The organism is Streptomyces aurantiaciflavus (assembly GCF_049808595.1).
Lineage (GTDB): Bacteria > Actinomycetota > Actinomycetes > Streptomycetales > Streptomycetaceae > Streptomyces.
Map to the genome: position 1 here is coordinate 61,296 of NZ_JBNCAQ010000039.1, position 17,605 is coordinate 78,900.

Consider the following 17,605-nt stretch of genomic DNA (forward strand, 5'->3'; position numbering starts at 1 on the left):
TCCATGAGCAATACGCCGACCGGTGTGACCGGCGCACCCGGCGCCGCGTCCGGCGAGACCCCGGCCGCCGCCCCCGACGACCAGGACCTCGGCGCCGCCGGCTCCCAGCTGTCCACCGCGCCCGTGGAGACCCTCACCGGCGTCCCGGCCCTCGGCGTCATCGGCTGGGCCCGCTGGTTCTGGCGCCAGCTCACCTCGATGCGGGTCGCCCTGCTGCTGCTTCTGCTGCTGGCGCTCGGCGCGATCCCCGGCTCGCTGATCCCGCAGACCGGCACCGACGCCACGAAGGTCGCCGCCTTCGAGAAGGACCACCCCGCCCTCGCGCCGATCTACGACAGGCTCGGCCTCTTCCACGTCTACAGCTCGGTGTGGTTCTCCGCGATCTACATCCTGCTGTTCGTCTCCCTCATCGGCTGCATCGTGCCGCGCACCTGGCAGTTCGTCGGCCAGCTGCGCAGCCGCCCGCCCGGCGCCCCCAGGCGGCTGACCCGGCTGCCCGCGTACACGACGTGGCGCACCGAGGCCGAGCCGGAGCAGGTGCGCGAGGCCGCCCTCGCCCTCCTGAAGAAGCGCCGCTTCCGCGCGCACGTCGCCGGTGACGCCGTCGCCGCCGAGAAGGGCTATCTGCGGGAGGTCGGCAACCTCGCCTTCCACATCGCCCTCATCGTGATGCTGGTCGCCTTCGCCTGGGGCCAGCTGTTCAAGATGGAGGGCAACAAGCTGGTCGTCGAGGGCGACGGTTTCTCCAACACCCTCACCCAGTACGACGACATCAAGTCCGGCACCCTCTTCAGCACCGACGACCTGGCGCCGTTCAGCTTCACCCTGAACGACTTCCAGGGCACCTACGAGGTCTCCGGCCCCAACAAGGGCACCCCGCGCACCTACCAGGCCGCCCTCACCTACTCCGAGGGCGCCTACGGCAAGGACCGCAAGACCGTCGTCAAGGTCAACCACCCGCTGGAGATCGGCGACTCCAAGGTCTACCTCACAGCGCACGGCTACGCCCCCGTCGTCACCGTCCGGGACGGCAAGGGCGACGTCGTCTACAGCGACGCCGTCCCGCTGCTGCCGCTGGACTCCAACGTCACCTCCTCCGGTGTGATCAAGGTCTACGACGGCTACCGGAACGCCAAGGGCGTCAGCGAGCAGCTCGCCTTCCAGGCCTTCCTCCTGCCGACGTACGCGAAGGGCAACGAGGTCTCCTCCGTCTTCCCGGCGCTGATCAACCCGGTGCTGAACCTGGAGCCGTACCACGGCGACCTCGGTGTCAACTCGGGCATCCCGCAGAGCGTGTACCAGCTCGACAAGGCCCATATGAAGGGGTTCAAGGACGCCAAGGGACTGCAGATGCGGGAGAACCTCGAGCCGGGCGAGACCATGACGCTGCCGGGCGGCGCCGGTTCGATCACCTACGAGGGCACCAAGGAGTGGGCGAACTTCCAGATCACCCAGCAGCCCGGCAGCGGCTGGGCGCTCGGCGGCGCGATCACCGCGATCTTCGGTCTGGCCGCCTCCCTGTTCATCCAACGCCGCCGCGTGTGGGTGCGTGCGGTCAAGGGCGCCGACGGGGTGACGGTCGTCGAGATGGCCGGCCTCGGCCGCAGCGAGTCCGCCAAGGTGCCCGAGGAACTCGGCGACCTCGCCGGGATCCTGTACGACCAGGCCCCCGGGGCCCCCGACCCGGACGACGACTCCGCCGACTCCTCGAAATCCCCCGACCCCCAAGTCGTACCTGCCGAAGGGGCTGAGAAGAAGTGACTCTCGCCGCCGCAACCGATCTCGCCGCCGCCACCAACGAGAACCTCGCGAACATCAGCAACACGCTGATCTACTCCGCGATGGCCGTCTACACCCTCGCCTTCTTCGCCTACATCGCCGAATGGCTCTTCGGCAGCCGCAGCAAGGTCGGCCGCACCGCCGCCGCGCTCACCGCACAGGCCGCGGCGAAGAAGGCCCCGGCCGTCACGGTGACGAAGGCCGGAGGGACCGCCGTACTGGAGCGGCCCAAGGTCGTGGTGCGGGCCGCGGCCGGTGCGCGGGACGTGCCGGACGGGCCCGGGGCGCACGGCGGGGACGAGCAGGGCGACCTCTACGGGCGTATCGCCATCTCGCTCACCGTGCTCGCGTTCCTGATCGAGTTCGGCGGGGTGCTGGCCCGCGCTCTCTCGGTGCAGCGGGCGCCGTGGGGCAACATGTACGAGTTCAACATCACCTTCTCCACGGTGGCCGTCGGCGTGTACCTCACGCTGCTGGCGCTGAAGAAGAACGTGCGCTGGCTCGGGCTGTTCCTGACCACCACGGTCCTCCTCGATCTCGGTCTCGCCGTCACTGTCTTGTACACCGCCAGTGACCAGTTGGTTCCCGCCCTGCACTCGTACTGGCTGTACATCCACGTCTCCACCGCGATCTTCTGCGGCGCGGTGTTCTACGTCGGCGCGGTCGCCACGATCCTGTACCTGTTCAAGGACTCCTACGAGAGCAAGCTGGCGAGCGGCGGCCGACCCGGCAGGTTCGCCAACTCGGTCCTGGACCGGCTGCCCGCGGCGGCCTCCCTCGACAAGTTCTCCTACCGGGTCAACGCGGCCGTCTTCCCGCTGTGGACGTTCACGATCATCGCGGGCGCGATCTGGGCGGGCGACGCATGGGGCCGCTACTGGGGCTGGGACCCCAAGGAGACCTGGTCCTTCATCACCTGGGTCGCCTACGCCTGCTACCTGCACGCCCGCGCCACGGCCGGCTGGAAGGGCCGCAAGGCCGCCTACCTGGCCCTGATCGCCTTCGGCTGCTGGCTGTTCAACTACTACGGCGTCAACATCTTCGTCTCCGGCAAGCACTCGTACGCCGGCGTGTGAGCCCCTTACGACGAAGGCCGGTTCCCGTGACCCAGGTCACAGGAACCGGCCTCCGTCGTGCGGACAGGTAGAGGGGCGTGGATACGACCAGTTGCTCGGCCAGCGGTACACCCTCACCCGGGACTACGGGAAGCTGAAGAAGGGGACGGTGCGCTACGACGCCGCCATCGAGCGCCGTGCCTTCGTCGACGAGGTCGGCCGACGCCCGTAACGCGTGCACGAGCCCTCCGCAGGAGTCACGCTGGTGTCATGACCGGTTCCATCGAACAGGGCACCAGCCAGACCCACGGGAACACACGCGTCCTGCACTTCCTGGTGCGGCTGCCGCGGCCCATGGAGGCGGTCTGGCCGGCGGTCGCCACCGCGGAGGGGCTCGCGGGGTGGTTCGGTCCCGTCGACGTCCTCGAGCCCCGGCTCGGCGGTCTGATCGGCCTGTCCGGCCTGGGCGGCGGGCAGGTCACCGCCTGGGACGTGGACCGGGTCGCCGAGTACACGGTGGAGGGCGCCGGCCGGATGCGGTTCCATCTGGAGCGGGCCGGGGACGACGCCAGCGTCCTGCGCTTCACCCACGAGTTCCCGGGGGAGTCGGGGGCCGAGCCGCTCTGGCGGGCTCGATTCGAACGAATGATTGAATATCTGGGGCGCCTGGAGCGGGATCACGCCTAGGACGGCGGCAGACACTCCCGCTCCGGCGGCTTCCCCTCCGGCCACGCGATCCGTACGAAGCGCGAGCCGCCGTCGGCGTGCAGCTCCACGATCGGTACGGCCTTGTCGTACGGGTTGCCGTGCACGTCCAGACAGATCCAGCCGCTCGCCCCGCTCACCCGCAGCGAGCCCTTGACCTGCGGCCACTGCAGGCCGACGTCGGCCAGCGGCGGGACGCTCCCGCCGTCCGGGGTCGCCTCGCGGATGCCGTGGACGGCCAGCCGCAGCGCGTCGTAGCCGATGATCAACTGGCCGTCCTCCAGGGCCGTCTCCCCGATCGGGCCGACGGGCGCGCGGGCGCTGCGGGCCAGCAGGTCGGTCAGTACCCGCGCGTCCGCCGCCGAGCCGCCGTTCGTCCCGGCGGGGGCCTTCGCCCAGGCGTCCGGGTGGGCGAGGGCGGTGTAGCGGACGGAGAGGTTGTGGGCGAGCGCCGTGCGGTCCAGCTTCTTGTCGCCGGTCAGGTACGAGCCCTCGTCGCCCGTCAGCAGCGTGAACTTCCGGTCCTGGCAGCCACGGGTGCCGAGCGCGTTGATGAACTGCCGCAGCTGCGTGTGGCGGCCGGCGAACAGGATGGTGTCCGTCTCCGGCGAGGTGTCGCACACCAGGTGCGTGATCTGCCGGAACGTGTTCGCCGTCGTGCCCTCCCGGGTACGGTCGGCGGGCGGCGTGAACGGCTGCGGCTCGTACGGCGAGCCCTCGATCAGCGCGGAGAACGACGCCTGCAGCGTCCGTGTGTACGGGTCGCCCGGCTTGTCGTACACCAGCAGCGCCCGCCCGGCGCTGACCTTCGCGAACGAGGCCAGGGCGCGCGCCTCGTCGGTGTTGGTGGGGGAGACCCGGGCCAGCCCCGGGAACGGGTCCTTGCCGTTCTGCCCGTTGGCGAGATCGTCGGCGGTGATGGACGCGCCGACCACCGGGATGCCCCTCCGGGTCAGCTCCGCCACGGCCTTCTTGTTGTTGTCGGTGCTCATCCCGACGCCGGCGACCGCCCGCAGCCGGTCGGCGCCCTTCGTCATCCGCTCCAACCGGTCGACCAGCAGCTCCCAGTGGTCACTGGTCGCACCCGGGTTGGCGAGCACCAGCCGGATCGCCGGAGCCTGCCCGTTGGAGGTGTGGTTGGCCTGCCACTGCGCCAGATAGGCGCCCTGCACCTCGTGCAGGATGTCACTGAGCGTCGACGGCGTGGTGGCGGTGTACGGCAGCATCAGCGCCACCGTCACATAACTCCCCGCCTTCAGCCGGTCGTTCTCCCGGTCGATCGCCCGCACCACGTCCCGCAGCATCGGCCGCCCGAAGTCGTACGCCGTCGTCGCCACGCCCACGCACTCGTCGCTGCCCTGCGGACGGGCCACCCCCGGCGCGCACGAGCGGTCCTCCTGGGTGAACGCCCGCACCGCGAAGACCAGGCCGGTCACCAGGGCGGCCGTGACCAGCACGGCGAGATAGCGGTAGAGGCGGATCTCCCAGACCTCCCGCAGCCACCGCACCAGCGGGCCTCCGACCCCCGCGCCGCCGTCACCCCTCGCCATCACGCCTCCCCGTCCCCGTCGTCGGATCCCTCGTCGGCCGGTGTGCGCAGGGGGCGGCCGGCACGCGCGTCCCGGGGCCAGGCCTGGGACGTCGCGAACAGCAGCGCGCCCCCGGCGGGCCGCAGGTCGGACAGTTGCAGCAGCTCGAACTCCAGCCGTCCGCACACCCTCGGGTCGGGCAGCACGAGCGGGTCGGTGACCTGCCACACCGCGTGCAGCAGCCGCCGGATCCGCAGATGCAGCAGGGCGTCCACACCCTGTGGCGGCCGGTGCGAGGCGTCGGTGCGGCCCAGCGCGATCGCCGCCCGCCGGTCCTCGTGACCGGCCGCGTCCCGGCCCTCGTCGTCGTGCGCGTGGAAGTAGGGCGCCGACGCCAGGAAGCAGAGGGTGTCCAGCCAGGTGCGGGTGTCCAGCGTGTGGAAGGCGTCGCGCAGATGCGCGACAGCGTTCGCGGCGTTGCCCAGGGCCAACTCGTGCGAGAGCCGGTAGCGGGCCCGCGCCGGGTCGGGGGCGGCCTCGCCGCCCGGCTCCGCGTAGTGCCGGATCAGCGTCTCGTGCACCTCGCGCCAGCCACGGTGGTCGGGGTCCCGGTGGTGCAGGCGGAGCAGCAGCAGCGTGCGCACGAACGGGTCGCCCACGAAGTGGCCCGGCGCGGCCGGCAGCCCCTCCTCGGCGAGCCGCACCCGCAGCGACCGTACGCCCGAGGAGCCGAAGTCGTCCGGGAGGTGGGCGGCGGCGAGGGCGACCGCGGAGTCGTGGTCGTGGGCGGCGGCGAGGACGGTCAGCTCGTCGAGCCGGTCGGCCGGGACCAGACGGCGCAGCAGCTCGCCGTAGGCCGGCGGGCCGTCGCCCTGACCCTCCTCCCGTCGTGTCCCGGCGGTGAGCAGCCGCCCCAAGGAGGCCGCCTGGTCGGGGTGGCGACGGGCGGCGGTGGCGAGCAGGACGATGCCGAGCGGGTTCCCGCCGGTCAACCGGTGGACGGCGTGCGGGAGTTGGGGCGGGATCTCGATGTCGTCGCAGACCGCGCCCACCATGTGGAGGGTCTCGTCCGGGGACAGCGGCGACAGCGGCACCAGCAGCGCCCGCGAGGACGGCGAACTCCCCGGCTCCCACTCCGTGGCCCGCGCCACCTCCGGCAGCTCCCGCCGTACGGCGTCCCCCAGCGCCATGGGGGTCCCCCCGGCGCGAGCGGAGCCGAGGGAGAGGGGCAGGTCGGTCCCGCGGACGGTGGCCACGCACACCACCTGGTCGGCGGCGCCCTCGGCCCGGTCCCGCAGCACGGCGTCCAGCAGCCCCGGCCCCGGCCCGCCGTGCGCGTTGTCCAGCAGCACGATCGGCCGCCCGAGCCGCCGCAGATGCGACCCCAGACCCGAGTACGCCTCCGCCAGATCGGCGAGCAGCGCGCGCACCAGCCAGCGCTCGGCGTGCTCGCGGGAGGTGCCGCCGGCCCGGAAGTTGCCCGCGAGCAGCAGCAACCCGCGCCTGGCGTTGCCGCCCGCGTTCGGATACGTGCGGTACCACTGCGACGGCTTCTGCTCCCGGTGGTGCGTGAAGCCCTCCGACAGCGCCTCCAGCAGGGTCTCGATGGCCGCCGCCACGAACGGTCCCTGCCCGTTCGCCGCCCCGGCCCCGACGACCCGCGCCGCCACCCGGGCCGCCCACCGTCCCGCCATGCTGAACCGTGACGCCCGCTCGTTCAGCAGCAGGATCCGCACCAGCTCCCGCCGGATCCGCTCCGAGTCCGTCCGCCCGCTCCAGTCGCTGGCCCGCACCGCCACCAGCCCCGCCGTCAGCCGCGGGAAGGTGAGCTGCCCGGCCGCCTTCACCGGCTCGGTCAACTGCTCGGCGAGCACCAGCAGCGCCTGCCAGACCGGGGACCAGGACTCCGGGTTCTCCTCGTGCGGCGGCCGTGCGAACTGCTCGTCCTCGCAGTCGGCCAACGCGACCGGTGTGCGTCTGCGGGCCTCACCCCTCCGGGTCCGCTCGGTGTAGGCCTCCCAGATCTCCGCCAGCACCGCGCTCTTGCCCAGCCCACGCCCGCCGGCCAGCACCAGCACCGGTACCTCGTCGGGATGTTCGACCTTCACCGCGAGGTGCTGGTACGGACGAAGCCCGACGAGCCGGGGTACGAGACCGGCCGGCTCGACGTCGAACAGCGCACCTCGCCCGTACAACCGTCTGTGCACCGCACCCCCCGTGGCCGGTCCTCACGCCAGGGTAAAGAGAGGGAGTTGATGTGTGCCAGATGGCGTGATGTCCGGAGGGGCACGAAAGCTCCGCCGGGGTTCACCCCACGGTGATCGAATCCAGCTTCTCCCTCAGGTACACATGCGAGTCGACCGGCTCGTACATCACCCGCCCCACCGGCGCCGGGACGGACGCCACGCGCGTCCCCGGAGTGCACTCGCCGAAATAGACGAGCGACATCAGCTCCTCGGCGGGCAGATCGGCGGGCGGCGGCAGCACCCGGTGCCGCCCGGACCGCCACCGGTCGCCGGTCCAACGGGCCATCAGATCACCGATGTTGATGGTGAACGCCTCCGGGTCGTAGGGCGCGTCCTCCCAGCCGCCCTCGTCCGTCCAGACCTGCAACCCGCCCTTCCCGGCCTGCCGGTCCAGGATCGTCACCGTCCCGAAGTCGGTGTGCGGCCCGATCCGGAACTGCCCCGGCTGCGGCTCCCCGACGACGTCCCTCCCCGGATACCAGTTGATGTTGAAGCCGTAGGTCGGGTGGTCCATGTGCCGGGAGAAGAAGTCGGGTTCAAGACCGAGCGCCTCGCCGAGCAGCGAGAGCAGCCGCTTCTCCAGCTCGGCCATCTCGCCCAGGTACTCCTCGCACAGCGCCCGCAGCTCGGGCACCTCCGCGGGCCACACGTTCGGCGCGTACCACTCCGCGTTGACGACCGGGTCGTCGAAAGGCTCGTGCGTCGCGAAGGTCAGCGACTCCTTGAGATCCGGCGGCGTCTCGGTCCCCTCCGCGTAACCGTTGGCCTCGGCCCCCGGCCCGAGCCAGCCGCGCCCGCCGACCTGCGCGGCGTAGGGCTGCTTGACGTCGACGGGGAGCGTGAAGAAGGAGCGGGCGGCCGCGCGGATCCGGGCGCGGAGGGACGCCTCCACGCCGTGGCCGGTGACCAGCAGGAACCCGGCGGTCTGGAGGGCCTCGTCGACGGTGCGGGCGATGGCGGCGCGGGCTTGCGGCCCGCCGGAGAGCCAGGGCTCCAGGTCGATGGTCGGGATACGCGGCGTACGCGGGTCAGTCATCGATGTCCTCATTCCACAGAGCCGGGTTCTTCGCGACGAAGTCGCGCCTCATCGGCACGCACTCGGGATCGTCCAGCAGCACGATCTCCACCCCGTGCTCGGCCAGCCAGTCGTGCCCGCCGTGGAAGGTGGTCGCCTCGCCGACGATCACCCGGGAGATGCCGAACTGCCGGACCAGACCGGAGCAGTACCAGCACGGCGAGAGCGTGGTCACCATCGTCGTGCCGCGGTACGTCCGCTGTCGTCCCGCCGCGCGGAAGGCGGCCGTCTCCGCGTGCGTCGAGGGGTCGCCGTCCTGCACGCGGCGGTTGTGGCCGCGGCCGAGCAGGGTGCCGTCGGGGCCGTGGAGCGCGGCGCCGATCGGGATGCCGCCCTCGGCGAGGCCGGCGCGGGCCTCTTCGACGGCGGTGGCGAGCCAGGTGTGCGCCGTCGCCCGGTCCACGGGAATCACCTGGTCCTTGGGGTCCATGACCTCACTCTGCTGTGGGCGCCGCGCGAGGGCAACGTGTGATGCCGACGGGGGTGACGTCGCTCGGGCCGTCGCCCCGGAAACGTCCAGGAGCCGGGCAGGTAGCCTGTGCCGATCACCGCCGCGCGTGCGGCAGTTGACCCCCGGGTGCGTGGAGGAAACGGAAATGGTTGCTGCTCCGGTACTGGAGGAGCTGCGCGAGGTCTGCCAGCCGCAGGCCAAGCTGGCGAGCCGCAACGGGGAACACTGGGCGGGCCGCCTGTACATGCGGAGGATCTCGCTGCGGTTCACCCGGCAGCTCGTGCGCACCCCGGTCACCCCCGACCAGCTGACCTGGACGATGGTGGTCTGCGGGGTCCTGTCGGGCGCGGCGCTGCTCATACCGGGCCTGACGGGCGCGGTCCTCGCCGCCCTGCTCATGCAGCTCTTCCTGCTCTTCGACTGCGTCGACGGCGAGGTCGCCCGCTGGAAGGGCCAGAACAGCGCGACCGGCATCTACGTCGACCGTCTCGGCGCCTACCTGGCGGACGCGGCGCTCATGATCGGCTTCGGCTTCCGGGCCGCCGAGTCCGGCCTCGGCGGCTGGGCGGGCTTCAACGGCTGGGTCTCCCTCGGCCTCGCGACCGCCCTCGGTGTCGTCCTGCTGAAGGCCTCCACCGACCTGGTGGACGTGGCCCGCGCCCGCCGCGGCCTCGCCGTCGCCGACGACGAGGCCACCCGGCCCCGCTCCCAGGGCGTCGCCTCCGTCCGCCGCCTCGCCGCCGCCTTCAAGATCCACCGGGTCACCAACGGCATCGAGGCCTCCCTGGTCCTCCTCGTCGTGGCGTTCGCGGACGCGGCCACCGGCGGCGTCGAACCGACCCGCTGGGCCCTGGCCGCCATCGCCGCGATCACCTGGGTGATGGTCCCGGCCCACCTGCTGTCGATCCTGTCGTCGTCGCGACTGCGCTGAGCGCTCCGCCGGCAGCGGCGGCCGCGCCGGCCCGCCCTACTGCCCGCCGAGCAGTCCCAGGATCCGGTTGACCAGGTCGAGGACCGGCTGGCCCACCGCCCCGACCGTCGCCGCGATGCCGGCGACCGCCATCAGCGCGCGGTGCCGCTCCTGCGGCGCGGTGGTGGCGTCGGCGGTGATGGCCGGCAGGGAGTCGTCGATGGCCTGCGCGCTCGCGGGCGGGACCTGCTCGCGCAGCGCCTCGACCAGCCGGCGCAGCTCCTCGACCGCCTCCAGCAGGGCGGGGGACACCGTCGCCGCGCCGTCGGCCGCCCCCTGGTTCTTGACGATGCCGGTGTTGCCGACCCCGCCGTTCATCGTCACGCTGTCGCCGAAGTAGTAGTTGTCGCCGCTCATGCGTTCGCCACCCCCACGTTGCCCGTACCGCCGTACATGTTGACGTTGTCACCGAAGTAGTAGTGCTTGGGGTTGACCATGAGGCGCTCCACCCTGACCGTGAACTCCGTCTCGGGGTTCTCGATCGCGTGCACGACGGAGTCGACGAGCCGGTCCAGCTGCCCCGGGTCGGCGCTCGTCACCATGGCGATGGACGGCCCGGACGTCTCGACGGCCAGGACGTACTGCGTGGGCGCCGACAGGACCGCCACCAGCTCCACGATGCTGAAGACCAGCGCGGCCACCGCGCCCAGCCACACGAACGTGACGATCGTGCCGGCCGCGCTCTGGCTCGCGATGCCCGTGATCCCGCCGAGGATCGTCAGCGCGAACGCCACCGACAGGATGATCGCCGCGCGCTTCAGGAAGAGCACGGTGGCTTCCTTGCGCTTGGGCGTGAGCATGAAGGTGTACACCCGTGTGACGTTCTCCAGCGGATACGCGGCCCTGCCGACCCACAGAAGCCGTCTGCCGACCCGCAGGTCGACGCCGCGCACGGTCTGCGGCGGTACGGCGGGCGGCGGCGGGACGTCATGGTGTCCCGGCGGCTCGGTTCTCTCCATCTGTCCCCCTGAGGTATGGGCGCTGACGGCCCATCACTACTGACTGATGGTCATTAACTACTCGAGGTGGCCGCGACGCAAGTCCATATCGGAGGCCAACCGTGAGGCTGTCGTGGAGAGTCGGGTGGCTCGCGGACGGAGGACCTGCACGCATCGGCGGGGCCGATGACCCCATCGGCGGGACGCCCCACCAGCGCGTGGACCGGCCCCGCCACCCGCTCCTACCTTCGTGGTCATGACCTCACAGAACAGGGGCACGGCCCAGCTCACGGCGGCGATGGTGCTCTCCGGCACCCTCGGCGTCTTCGTCGTCGAGTCGGGCGCCTCGCCCTTCAACGTCGTGTTCTTCCGCGTCCTGTTCGGCGCCCTCGCCCTCGGCGCCTACGTCACCGCCCGCGGCTGGCTGCGCGACCACGGCTTCACCCCGCGCACCCTCGCCCTCGCCGTCCTCGGCGGCGTGTTCATCGTCTTCAACTGGGTCTTCCTCTTCCAGTCGTACGAGAACACCTCGATCTCCGTCGCCACGGTGGTCTACCACACCCAGCCGTTCTACGTCGTCCTGCTCGGCGCCCTCCTCTTCCGCGAGCGGCTGACCGCCGCCAAGGCCGGCTGGATCACGCTGGCCTTCGCCGGGCTGATCCTCGTCTCGGGGGTCACCCCCGGCGACCTCACGGGCGACGGCGCGTACGTCGTGGGCATCGGCCAGGCCCTCCTCGCCGCGCTCCTGTACGGCCTGTCCACCGTGGTGACCAAGCGGATCACCGGCGTACGCCCGCACCTGATCGCCCTCGTCCAGGTCCTCGTCGGCATCCCCCTGCTGCTGCCCTTCGCCGACTTCGCCGCCATGCGCGGCACCGGCGCCGACTGGGGCTGGCTGATCGGCCTCGGCTTCCTGCACACCGGCGTGATGTACGTCCTCATGTACGCCGCCTACGCTCAGCTCCCCACCGCGAAGATCGCCGTCCTCGCGTTCGTCTACCCGGCGGTCGCGATGTTGGTCGACTGGGCGGTGTACGGCCACCACATCGGCCTGGTCCAGGCGCTGGGCGTACCGCTGATCGTGCTGGCGAGCCTGCGGGTCACGCTTCCTCGGCCACGAGCCGCCGCGCCTGCTCCAGGAACAGCCGGGCGTGCGCCGGAAGCCGCTTCCCGGACCGCCACGCCAGCTGCGTGCGAAGCGTGAACGGCGGCTGCCAGTCCAGCCGTACGAGAGAGCCCTCCGCGAGTTCGGCGGCGACCGTCACCTCGGGCAGCAGCGCGCTGCCCAGGCCGGCCGCCGCCGCGCGTTTGGTGGCCTCGATCGTGCCGAACTCCATGAACTGCACGGACGCGTCGAGCGCCGTGAGCTCCCGCTCGAACAGGTCCCGGTAGGCGCAGCCGGGTTCGGTGGCCAGGAGAGGCCGCCCCACCAGGTCGGCGGTGGTGATCTGCGCCTTGCCCGCGAGGGCGTGCCGGGGCGCCGCCACCAGCGCCAGCGGCTCCACCGCCAGCACCTCCGTCTCCAGCCCCGCGTGCCGGGTCTCCTCCTCCATCAGGAACCCGAGGTCGTACGTCCCCTGGCGCAGCGCCTGCCGGGTCTCGTCGCCGAGGGTCGGCCTCAGGGACAGGCGGACCTTCGGGTAGCGGTGGTGGAAGAGTTCCAGCAGCGGCGGCAGCCGGTAGGAGGTCAGCGACTCCATGGTGCCGACGGCGAGCGTCCCGGAGGGCTCCTCCGCGTCGGCGACCGCCGCCCGCGCCTCCTCGGCCAGCTCCCGCATCCGCCGGGCGTACGGCAGCAGCCGCTCGCCCGGCTCGGTCAGCCGGATGCGGCTGCCGAGACGGTCGAAGAGCTCGACGCCGAGGGAGTCCTCCAGGGCGCGGATCTGGCCGGTCACGCTGGACTGGGCGTAGTTCAGCTCCGCCGCGGCCCGGGTGAAGCTGAGCACGGTCGCGACCTTCTCGAAGGTGGCGAGGAGGCGGAGCTCCACGTCAGCTCCCGTCCTGCTTGTCGTCCCCCTTGTTCCCGTTGTTCCCGTTGTTCCCGTCCCTGCCGTCCTCGTCGAGGGACTTGAGGAACTCGGGGTTGTCGTCCGGCGCGACCCACTGCCGCTGCTGCGTCCGGCCGCCGCGGACCCCGGACCAGCCGTCGGCCGCCGGGCTGCGCTTCTTGCCCGCGATCAGCCAGGAGATCGAGCCGACGAGCGGGAACAGCAGGACGAGGATCGCCCACAGCGGCTTGGGCATGTGGCGGATGTCGTCGTCCTTGGTGCTGATGCAGTCGATGAACGCGTACACGCTCAGCGCCAGCGGTACGAGGAACATCAGTACCCGGAGCATGGGGCCTCTCCAGCGAAGTGGTCGTCGGGGCCACGAGCACAGGCCCCAGGTACTGGGTCAGGGTAGCCCCTCGGGGATACTTGACCGCATGGCTTACGACGATCTTCGTTCCCTGCTCAGGGCACTGGAGCGCGAAGGCGACCTCAAGCGCGTCAAGGCAGAGGTCGATCCGTATCTGGAGGTCGGGGAGATCGTCGACCGGGTCCAGAAGTCCGGCGGTCCCGCACTGCTCTTCGAGAACGTGAAGGGCTCCGCGATGCCCCTCGCGATGAACGTCTTCGGCACCGACCGCCGCCTGCTGAAGGCGCTCGGGCTGAAGTCGTACGCGGAGATCACCGAGAAGATCGGCGGGCTGCTGCGGCCCGAGCTGCCGCACGGCTTCGTCGGCGTCCGGGAGGCCTTCGGCAAGCTCGGCGCGATGGCGCACGTCCCGCCGAAGAAGGTGAAGGACGCTCCCGTGCAGGAGGTCGTCCTGCACGGCGACGAGGTGGACCTGGAGCAGCTGCCGGCCCTCTTCACCTGGCCCCAGGACGGCGGCTCCTTCTTCAACCTGGGCCTGACCCACACCAAGGACCCGGAGAGCGGGATCCGCAACCTGGGGCTGTACCGCCTCCAGCGGCACGACCGGCGCACCATCGGTATGCACTGGCAGATCCACAAGGACAGCCGCAACCACTACCAGGTGGCGGCGCGCAGGGGCGAGCGGCTGCCGGTCGCCATCGCCTTCGGCTGCCCGCCCGCCGTGACGTACGCCTCCACGGCGCCGCTGCCCGGCGACATCGACGAGTACCTCTTCGCGGGCTTCCTCGCGGGCAAGCGGATCGAGATGGTCGACTGCAAGACGGTTCCGCTCCAGGTGCCGGCGCATGCGGAGGTAGTCCTGGAGGGCTGGCTGGAGCCGGGGGAGATGCTCCCGGAGGGCCCCTTCGGCGATCACACCGGCTTCTACACCCCGCAGGAGCCCTTCCCTGCCCTCAGGATCGACTGCGTCACCATGCGCCGTCGCCCCCTGCTGCAGTCGATCGTCGTGGGCCGCCCCCCGACGGAGGACGGGCCCCTCGGCCGCGCCACGGAGCGCTTCTTTCTCCCGCTGCTGAAGATCATCGTCCCGGACATCGTGGACTACCACCTGCCGGAGGCCGGCGGCTTCCACAACTGCGCGATCGTCTCGATCGACAAGAAGTACCCCAAGCACGCGCAGAAGGTGATGCACGCGATCTGGGGGGCCCACATGATGTCCCTGACCAAGCTGATCGTGGTCGTCGACTCCGACTGCGACGTCCACGACCTCCACGAGGTCGCCTGGCGCGCCCTCGGCAACACCGACTACGCCCGCGACCTCAGCGTCGTCGAAGGCCCCGTCGACCACCTCGACCACGCCTCCTACCAGCAGTTCTGGGGCGGCAAGGCGGGCATCGACGCGACGAAGAAGTGGCCCGAGGAGGGCTACACCCGTGACGGCGGCTGGCCGGACATGGTCCTGTCGGACCCGGAGACGGCCGAACGGGTGACACGACGTTGGAAGGAGTACGGGCTGTGAGGGTCGAGGCGACGAGGGGAAGCGGCATCGCGGCGGCGAGGCTTCTCCGCCGACGCGGAGGTGGCCCGGTCGATCGCCGCTGGACGGAGTACGGCCTGTGAGCGCCTCCGCCGCCGCGATGCCCCAGCCCGGCAGGGCACGCGCCTTTCTGCGCCTGGTGATGATCGAGCACTCGGTCTTCGCCCTCCCCTTCGCCTACATCGCCTCCCTCACCGCGATGTTCCAGCTGGACAGGAACATCCACTGGGGCCGGCTCCTGCTGGTCACCGTCTGCATGGTCGGCCTGCGCACCTTCGCGATGGCCGTCAACCGGATCATCGACCGCGAGATCGACGCACGGAACCCGCGCACGGCCCACCGCGAACTCGTCACCGGCGCGATGTCGGTGAAGCACGCCTGGACCGGCGCCCTGATCGCTCTGGTGATCTTCCTGGGCGCGGCGGCCCTGCTGAACCCGCTCTGCCTGGCGCTCGCCCCCGTCGCCGTGATCCCGATGGTCGTCTACCCCTACGGCAAACGCTTCACGAACTTCCCCCAGGCCATCCTGGGCCTGGCCCAGGCGATGGGTCCGGTCGGCGGCTGGCTGGCCGTCACCGGCGAGTGGTCCTGGGACGCGGTGATCCTGGGCCTGGCCGTCGGCATCTGGATCGGCGGCTTCGACCTCATCTACGCCTGCCAGGACGTGGAGACCGACCGCGAGATCGGCGTCATGTCGGTCCCGGCCCGCTTCGGCGTCCCGGCCGCGATCTGGGGCGCGCGGGTCTGCCACGCCGTGACCACGGGGCTGTTCGTCTGGTACGCCCTGGCCACCGACGCCGGCGCGTTCTTCTGGTGCGGCCTGCTCATCGTCGCCGGCGCCTTCGTGTACGAGCACACGATCGTCCGCCCGCACGACCTGTCCCGCGTGAACAGGGCGTTCTTCAGCGTCAACGGGTTCATCGGCATAGCCCTGTTCGTGTGCGCGCTGCTGGACCTGTTGGTGCGCGGGCTCACCGTCTGACCGGGCTCACGGTATGAGTGGTGCGGCCGGGGCCGGGCGGCGGCGGAACAGGAACGCCGCCGCCACCCCCGCCACCAGTCCCACCAGATGCCCCTGCCAGCTGACACCGGTCTGCGTCGGGGCGAGGCCCGCCAGTATCGAGCCGCCCCACACCGCGCCGACCAGCAGGCCGACCGCCATGCCGAGCGGGCGGCGCTCGACGAAGCCCGTGACCAGCAGGTAGCCGAACAGGCCGAAGATCAGGCCGGAGGCGCCGGCCGTGTTGGTGGCGGAAGGGGAGACCAGCCAGACACCCAGGCCGTCGGCGACGACTGTCAGCGCGCAGACGGCGGCGAAACGCCGGATGCCGCCCAGGGCCGCGAGGAAGCCGAGGACCAGCAGCGGAACGGTGTTGGCCGCGACATGGGCGAAGCCGAAGTGGATGAAGGCGGCCGGGACGACGTCGACCAGCTCGGAGGGGTCGCGCGGGGTGATGCCGAAGCCGTCCAGGGCGTGGCCGGTCACCGCGTCGACGCCTTCCAGCAGCCACAACAGCGCCACCCAGCCGAGCATCAACTTGGCCGCGGCCTTCGCCCGGTCGCTCCTCGACCACCCCACCCGCGCATCCGACATGGCCATCCCCCACCACTCACTCGTCTTCTCTGGGAACGCCCGGACATCCCGGCCGGTTCCCACCCCGCCGAGCCGGATAGGCTCGGTGTCGTGAACCCAGTCAAGCCAGGAGAGACGCCCCGTACGCCTTGGATCGTAGGGGTGTCCGGCGCTTCCGGCACCCCATACGCCGCTGCCGTGCTGCGCGCGCTCCTGGACGCCGGCGAAAGCGTCGACCTGGTCGTCAGCCGGGCCTCGCGGCTCACGTTGCTCGACGAGACCGGGATCTCGTTCCGGGACGCGCACTGGCGGGACGACCTGCGGGAATGGCTCGCCCGGGGGGCCGACGGGAAGCCCGGCGCCTTCGACGCGGACCTGGACGGCGACCGCGTGCGGTACTGGGCCGCCGGGGACCTGGCCGCCGGGCCGTCCTCGGGGTCGTACCCCGCGAAGGGGATGCTGATCGTCCCCGCCTCCACGGCCTGTGTCGCCGGAGTCGCGCTCGGGCTGTCCAAGGACCTCCTCCAGCGGGCGGCGAGCGTCACGCTCAAGGAGCGCCGGCCGCTCGTCGTCGCCGTACGGGAGACGCCGTTGAACGGGCAGACCCTGCGGCACCTGGTCGCCCTGGACGACGCGGGCGCGAGCGTCGTGCCCGCCTCGCCGGCCTTCTACGCGGGCGCCACCCACATCCAGGACCTGGTCGACTTCGTCGCCGGGAGGGTCCTCGACGCGGCGGGGGTCGCGCACGGGCTCTACCGCCGGTGGGACGGCGAACTCGGCGGCGGCGCACGGCCCGCCTGAGCGGCGTCGGGCGAGCACCGAGCAGCGGTACCAGCACCACCTTCAGGAACTTTCGGACTCTCAGACCTCTTCATCGGAAGGCTCGATCGCATGGACGCGGTGGACAGGCAGCTCATCCAGGCCCTGAGGGAGAACGGCCGGGCCTCCTACGCGGAGCTGGGGCGCCTCGTCGGTCTGTCGGGGCCCAGCGTCACCGACCGCATCAACCGGCTGGAGGCGGCCGGCGTCATCACCGGCTACCGCGCCACGGTGAACGCGGCCTCCCTCGGCCTCGGCGTCACCGCCCTCATCGGCATCTCCCTCTCCGACGCCGCCGACCACGAGGACGTGGCCGCCCGGCTGAAGGACTTCAGCGAGATCGAGGACTGCTGGTTCATCGCCGGCGACGACTCCTTCATGCTCAAGGTCCGGGCGAACGACGTCGACGGCCTGGAGAGGATCATCCGGCGGCTGTCCGGCACCAAGGGCGTCTCCCGGACCCGTACGACCATCGTGCTCTCCACGAAGTGGGAGAACCGGGTCGGGGACCTTCCGGAAGAGGTGTAGGCGCGTTTCAGCGCCGTTCGGGGGCACCACCCGCCCCAAGGG

Annotated in this window: 18 protein-coding genes; 9 read left to right on the top strand and 9 right to left on the bottom strand. The window is 71.5% G+C overall.

Annotated features, from left to right (window positions below; translation table 11 throughout):
* The first annotated feature begins 3 nt into the window (after window positions 1-3).
* The 3 genes from resB (at window position 4) to ACPT94_RS34895 (ending at window position 3,521) form a co-directional block, all read left to right on the top strand.
* Window positions 4-1,761, top strand: coding sequence for a cytochrome c biogenesis protein ResB (gene resB / locus ACPT94_RS34885; protein WP_425247691.1), 1,758 nt, complete (start codon window positions 4-6; stop codon window positions 1,759-1,761).
* Window positions 1,758-2,855: a c-type cytochrome biogenesis protein CcsB gene (ccsB, locus tag ACPT94_RS34890; protein WP_425247692.1), complete on the top strand. Its 1,098-nt coding sequence runs from the start codon at window positions 1,758-1,760 to the stop codon at window positions 2,853-2,855. Before resB ends, ccsB begins: the two co-directional genes overlap by 4 nt.
* Before the next feature lie 249 nt (window positions 2,856-3,104).
* Window positions 3,105-3,521, top strand: a complete 417-nt coding sequence (locus ACPT94_RS34895; RefSeq protein WP_360338380.1) for an SRPBCC family protein — start codon at window positions 3,105-3,107, stop codon at window positions 3,519-3,521.
* Here the strand turns inward: ACPT94_RS34895 and ACPT94_RS34900 are convergent.
* The 4 genes from ACPT94_RS34900 to ACPT94_RS34915 all read right to left on the bottom strand — a co-directional run bounded on the left by ACPT94_RS34900 (window position 3,518) and on the right by ACPT94_RS34915 (window position 8,819).
* Complete coding sequence (locus ACPT94_RS34900; RefSeq protein ID WP_425247693.1) at window positions 3,518-5,089, bottom strand: type 1 periplasmic-binding domain-containing protein; 1,572 nt, start codon at window positions 5,087-5,089, stop codon at window positions 3,518-3,520. The genes ACPT94_RS34895 and ACPT94_RS34900 overlap by 4 nt on opposite strands.
* On the bottom strand, window positions 5,089-7,275 hold the full coding sequence (locus ACPT94_RS34905; RefSeq protein ID WP_360338386.1) for a hypothetical protein: 2,187 nt from the start codon (window positions 7,273-7,275) through the stop codon (window positions 5,089-5,091). Before ACPT94_RS34905 ends, ACPT94_RS34900 begins: the two co-directional genes overlap by 1 nt.
* Window positions 7,276-7,375: 100 nt before the next feature.
* Window positions 7,376-8,350 carry an isopenicillin N synthase family dioxygenase gene (locus tag ACPT94_RS34910; RefSeq protein ID WP_425247694.1) on the bottom strand — a complete coding sequence of 325 codons (975 nt, stop codon included), beginning with the start codon at window positions 8,348-8,350 and terminating at the stop codon, window positions 7,376-7,378.
* The gene (locus ACPT94_RS34915) at window positions 8,343-8,819 is read right to left on the bottom strand and encodes a nucleoside deaminase (RefSeq protein ID WP_425247695.1); all 477 of its coding nucleotides are present in this window, start codon (window positions 8,817-8,819) and stop codon (window positions 8,343-8,345) included. The genes ACPT94_RS34910 and ACPT94_RS34915 overlap by 8 nt, the downstream gene beginning before the upstream one ends.
* Window positions 8,820-8,985: 166 nt before the next feature.
* Here ACPT94_RS34915 and ACPT94_RS34920 point away from each other — a divergent pair, with 166 nt between their 5' ends.
* Window positions 8,986-9,771, top strand: coding sequence for a CDP-alcohol phosphatidyltransferase family protein (locus ACPT94_RS34920; RefSeq protein WP_425247696.1), 786 nt, complete (start codon window positions 8,986-8,988; stop codon window positions 9,769-9,771).
* Between the two features lie 36 nt (window positions 9,772-9,807).
* Here the strand turns inward: ACPT94_RS34920 and ACPT94_RS34925 are convergent, their stop codons facing one another.
* Together ACPT94_RS34925 and ACPT94_RS34930 are read right to left on the bottom strand one after the other, a co-directional pair.
* Window positions 9,808-10,167, bottom strand: coding sequence for a hypothetical protein (locus tag ACPT94_RS34925; protein WP_360338398.1), 360 nt, complete (start codon window positions 10,165-10,167; stop codon window positions 9,808-9,810).
* Complete coding sequence (locus ACPT94_RS34930) at window positions 10,164-10,769, bottom strand: DUF6232 family protein (protein WP_360338401.1); 606 nt, start codon at window positions 10,767-10,769, stop codon at window positions 10,164-10,166. Before ACPT94_RS34930 ends, ACPT94_RS34925 begins: the two co-directional genes overlap by 4 nt.
* Window positions 10,770-11,004: 235 nt before the next feature.
* Here ACPT94_RS34930 and ACPT94_RS34935 point away from each other — a divergent pair, with 235 nt between their 5' ends.
* Window positions 11,005-11,952 (top strand): DMT family transporter, encoded by a 948-nt coding sequence (locus tag ACPT94_RS34935; protein WP_360338404.1) that lies wholly within the window; start codon window positions 11,005-11,007, stop codon window positions 11,950-11,952.
* On the opposite strand, the gene ACPT94_RS34940 is transcribed toward ACPT94_RS34935, so the two are convergent.
* Together ACPT94_RS34940 and ACPT94_RS34945 are read right to left on the bottom strand one after the other, a co-directional pair.
* Entirely contained in the window at window positions 11,849-12,736 is an 888-nt protein-coding gene (locus ACPT94_RS34940; RefSeq protein ID WP_425247697.1) for a LysR family transcriptional regulator, read from the bottom strand. The genes ACPT94_RS34935 and ACPT94_RS34940 overlap by 104 nt on opposite strands.
* Before the next feature lies 1 nt (window position 12,737).
* On the bottom strand, window positions 12,738-13,085 hold the full coding sequence (locus tag ACPT94_RS34945) for a PLD nuclease N-terminal domain-containing protein (protein WP_360338410.1): 348 nt from the start codon (window positions 13,083-13,085) through the stop codon (window positions 12,738-12,740).
* 88 nt (window positions 13,086-13,173) lie between these two features.
* Here ACPT94_RS34945 and ACPT94_RS34950 point away from each other — a divergent pair, with 88 nt between their 5' ends.
* Both ACPT94_RS34950 and mqnP read left to right on the top strand, forming a co-directional pair.
* Window positions 13,174-14,625 (top strand): menaquinone biosynthesis decarboxylase, encoded by a 1,452-nt coding sequence (locus tag ACPT94_RS34950; RefSeq protein ID WP_425247698.1) that lies wholly within the window; start codon window positions 13,174-13,176, stop codon window positions 14,623-14,625.
* A gap of 97 nt (window positions 14,626-14,722) precedes the next feature.
* Window positions 14,723-15,625, top strand: a complete 903-nt coding sequence (gene mqnP / locus ACPT94_RS34955) for a menaquinone biosynthesis prenyltransferase MqnP (protein WP_360338416.1) — start codon at window positions 14,723-14,725, stop codon at window positions 15,623-15,625.
* Window positions 15,626-15,631: 6 nt separating this feature from the next.
* Here the strand turns inward: mqnP and ACPT94_RS34960 are convergent, their stop codons facing one another.
* Window positions 15,632-16,237 (bottom strand): rhomboid family intramembrane serine protease, encoded by a 606-nt coding sequence (locus tag ACPT94_RS34960; protein ID WP_360338652.1) that lies wholly within the window; start codon window positions 16,235-16,237, stop codon window positions 15,632-15,634.
* Between the two features lie 90 nt (window positions 16,238-16,327).
* On the opposite strand from ACPT94_RS34960, the gene ACPT94_RS34965 reads away from it, so the two are divergent.
* Entirely contained in the window at window positions 16,328-17,017 is a 690-nt protein-coding gene (locus ACPT94_RS34965) for a UbiX family flavin prenyltransferase (RefSeq protein WP_360338419.1), read from the top strand.
* A 90-nt stretch (window positions 17,018-17,107) separates the two neighbouring features.
* On the top strand, window positions 17,108-17,563 hold the full coding sequence (locus ACPT94_RS34970; protein ID WP_360338422.1) for an Lrp/AsnC family transcriptional regulator: 456 nt from the start codon (window positions 17,108-17,110) through the stop codon (window positions 17,561-17,563).
* Window positions 17,564-17,605: the final 42 nt, after the last annotated feature.

Bases quoted from the DNA above. Each gene is read 5' to 3' on its own strand.
- resB (WP_425247691.1), top strand. From the start codon at position 4: ATGAGCAATACGCCGACCGGTGTGACCGGCGCACCCGGCGCCGCGTCC.
- ACPT94_RS34895 (WP_360338380.1), top strand. From the start codon at position 3,105: ATGACCGGTTCCATCGAACAGGGCACCAGCCAGACCCACGGGAACACA.
- ACPT94_RS34900 (WP_425247693.1), bottom strand. From the start codon at position 5,089: ATGGCGAGGGGTGACGGCGGCGCGGGGGTCGGAGGCCCGCTGGTGCGG.
- ACPT94_RS34910 (WP_425247694.1), bottom strand. From the start codon at position 8,350: ATGACTGACCCGCGTACGCCGCGTATCCCGACCATCGACCTGGAGCCC.
- ACPT94_RS34915 (WP_425247695.1), bottom strand. From the start codon at position 8,819: ATGGACCCCAAGGACCAGGTGATTCCCGTGGACCGGGCGACGGCGCAC.
- ACPT94_RS34920 (WP_425247696.1), top strand. From the start codon at position 8,986: ATGGTTGCTGCTCCGGTACTGGAGGAGCTGCGCGAGGTCTGCCAGCCG.
- ACPT94_RS34925 (WP_360338398.1), bottom strand. From the start codon at position 10,167: ATGAGCGGCGACAACTACTACTTCGGCGACAGCGTGACGATGAACGGC.
- ACPT94_RS34930 (WP_360338401.1), bottom strand. From the start codon at position 10,769: ATGGAGAGAACCGAGCCGCCGGGACACCATGACGTCCCGCCGCCGCCC.
- ACPT94_RS34935 (WP_360338404.1), top strand. From the start codon at position 11,005: ATGACCTCACAGAACAGGGGCACGGCCCAGCTCACGGCGGCGATGGTG.
- ACPT94_RS34945 (WP_360338410.1), bottom strand. From the start codon at position 13,085: ATGCTCCGGGTACTGATGTTCCTCGTACCGCTGGCGCTGAGCGTGTAC.
- ACPT94_RS34950 (WP_425247698.1), top strand. From the start codon at position 13,174: ATGGCTTACGACGATCTTCGTTCCCTGCTCAGGGCACTGGAGCGCGAA.
- ACPT94_RS34960 (WP_360338652.1), bottom strand. From the start codon at position 16,237: ATGTCGGATGCGCGGGTGGGGTGGTCGAGGAGCGACCGGGCGAAGGCC.
- ACPT94_RS34970 (WP_360338422.1), top strand. From the start codon at position 17,108: ATGGACGCGGTGGACAGGCAGCTCATCCAGGCCCTGAGGGAGAACGGC.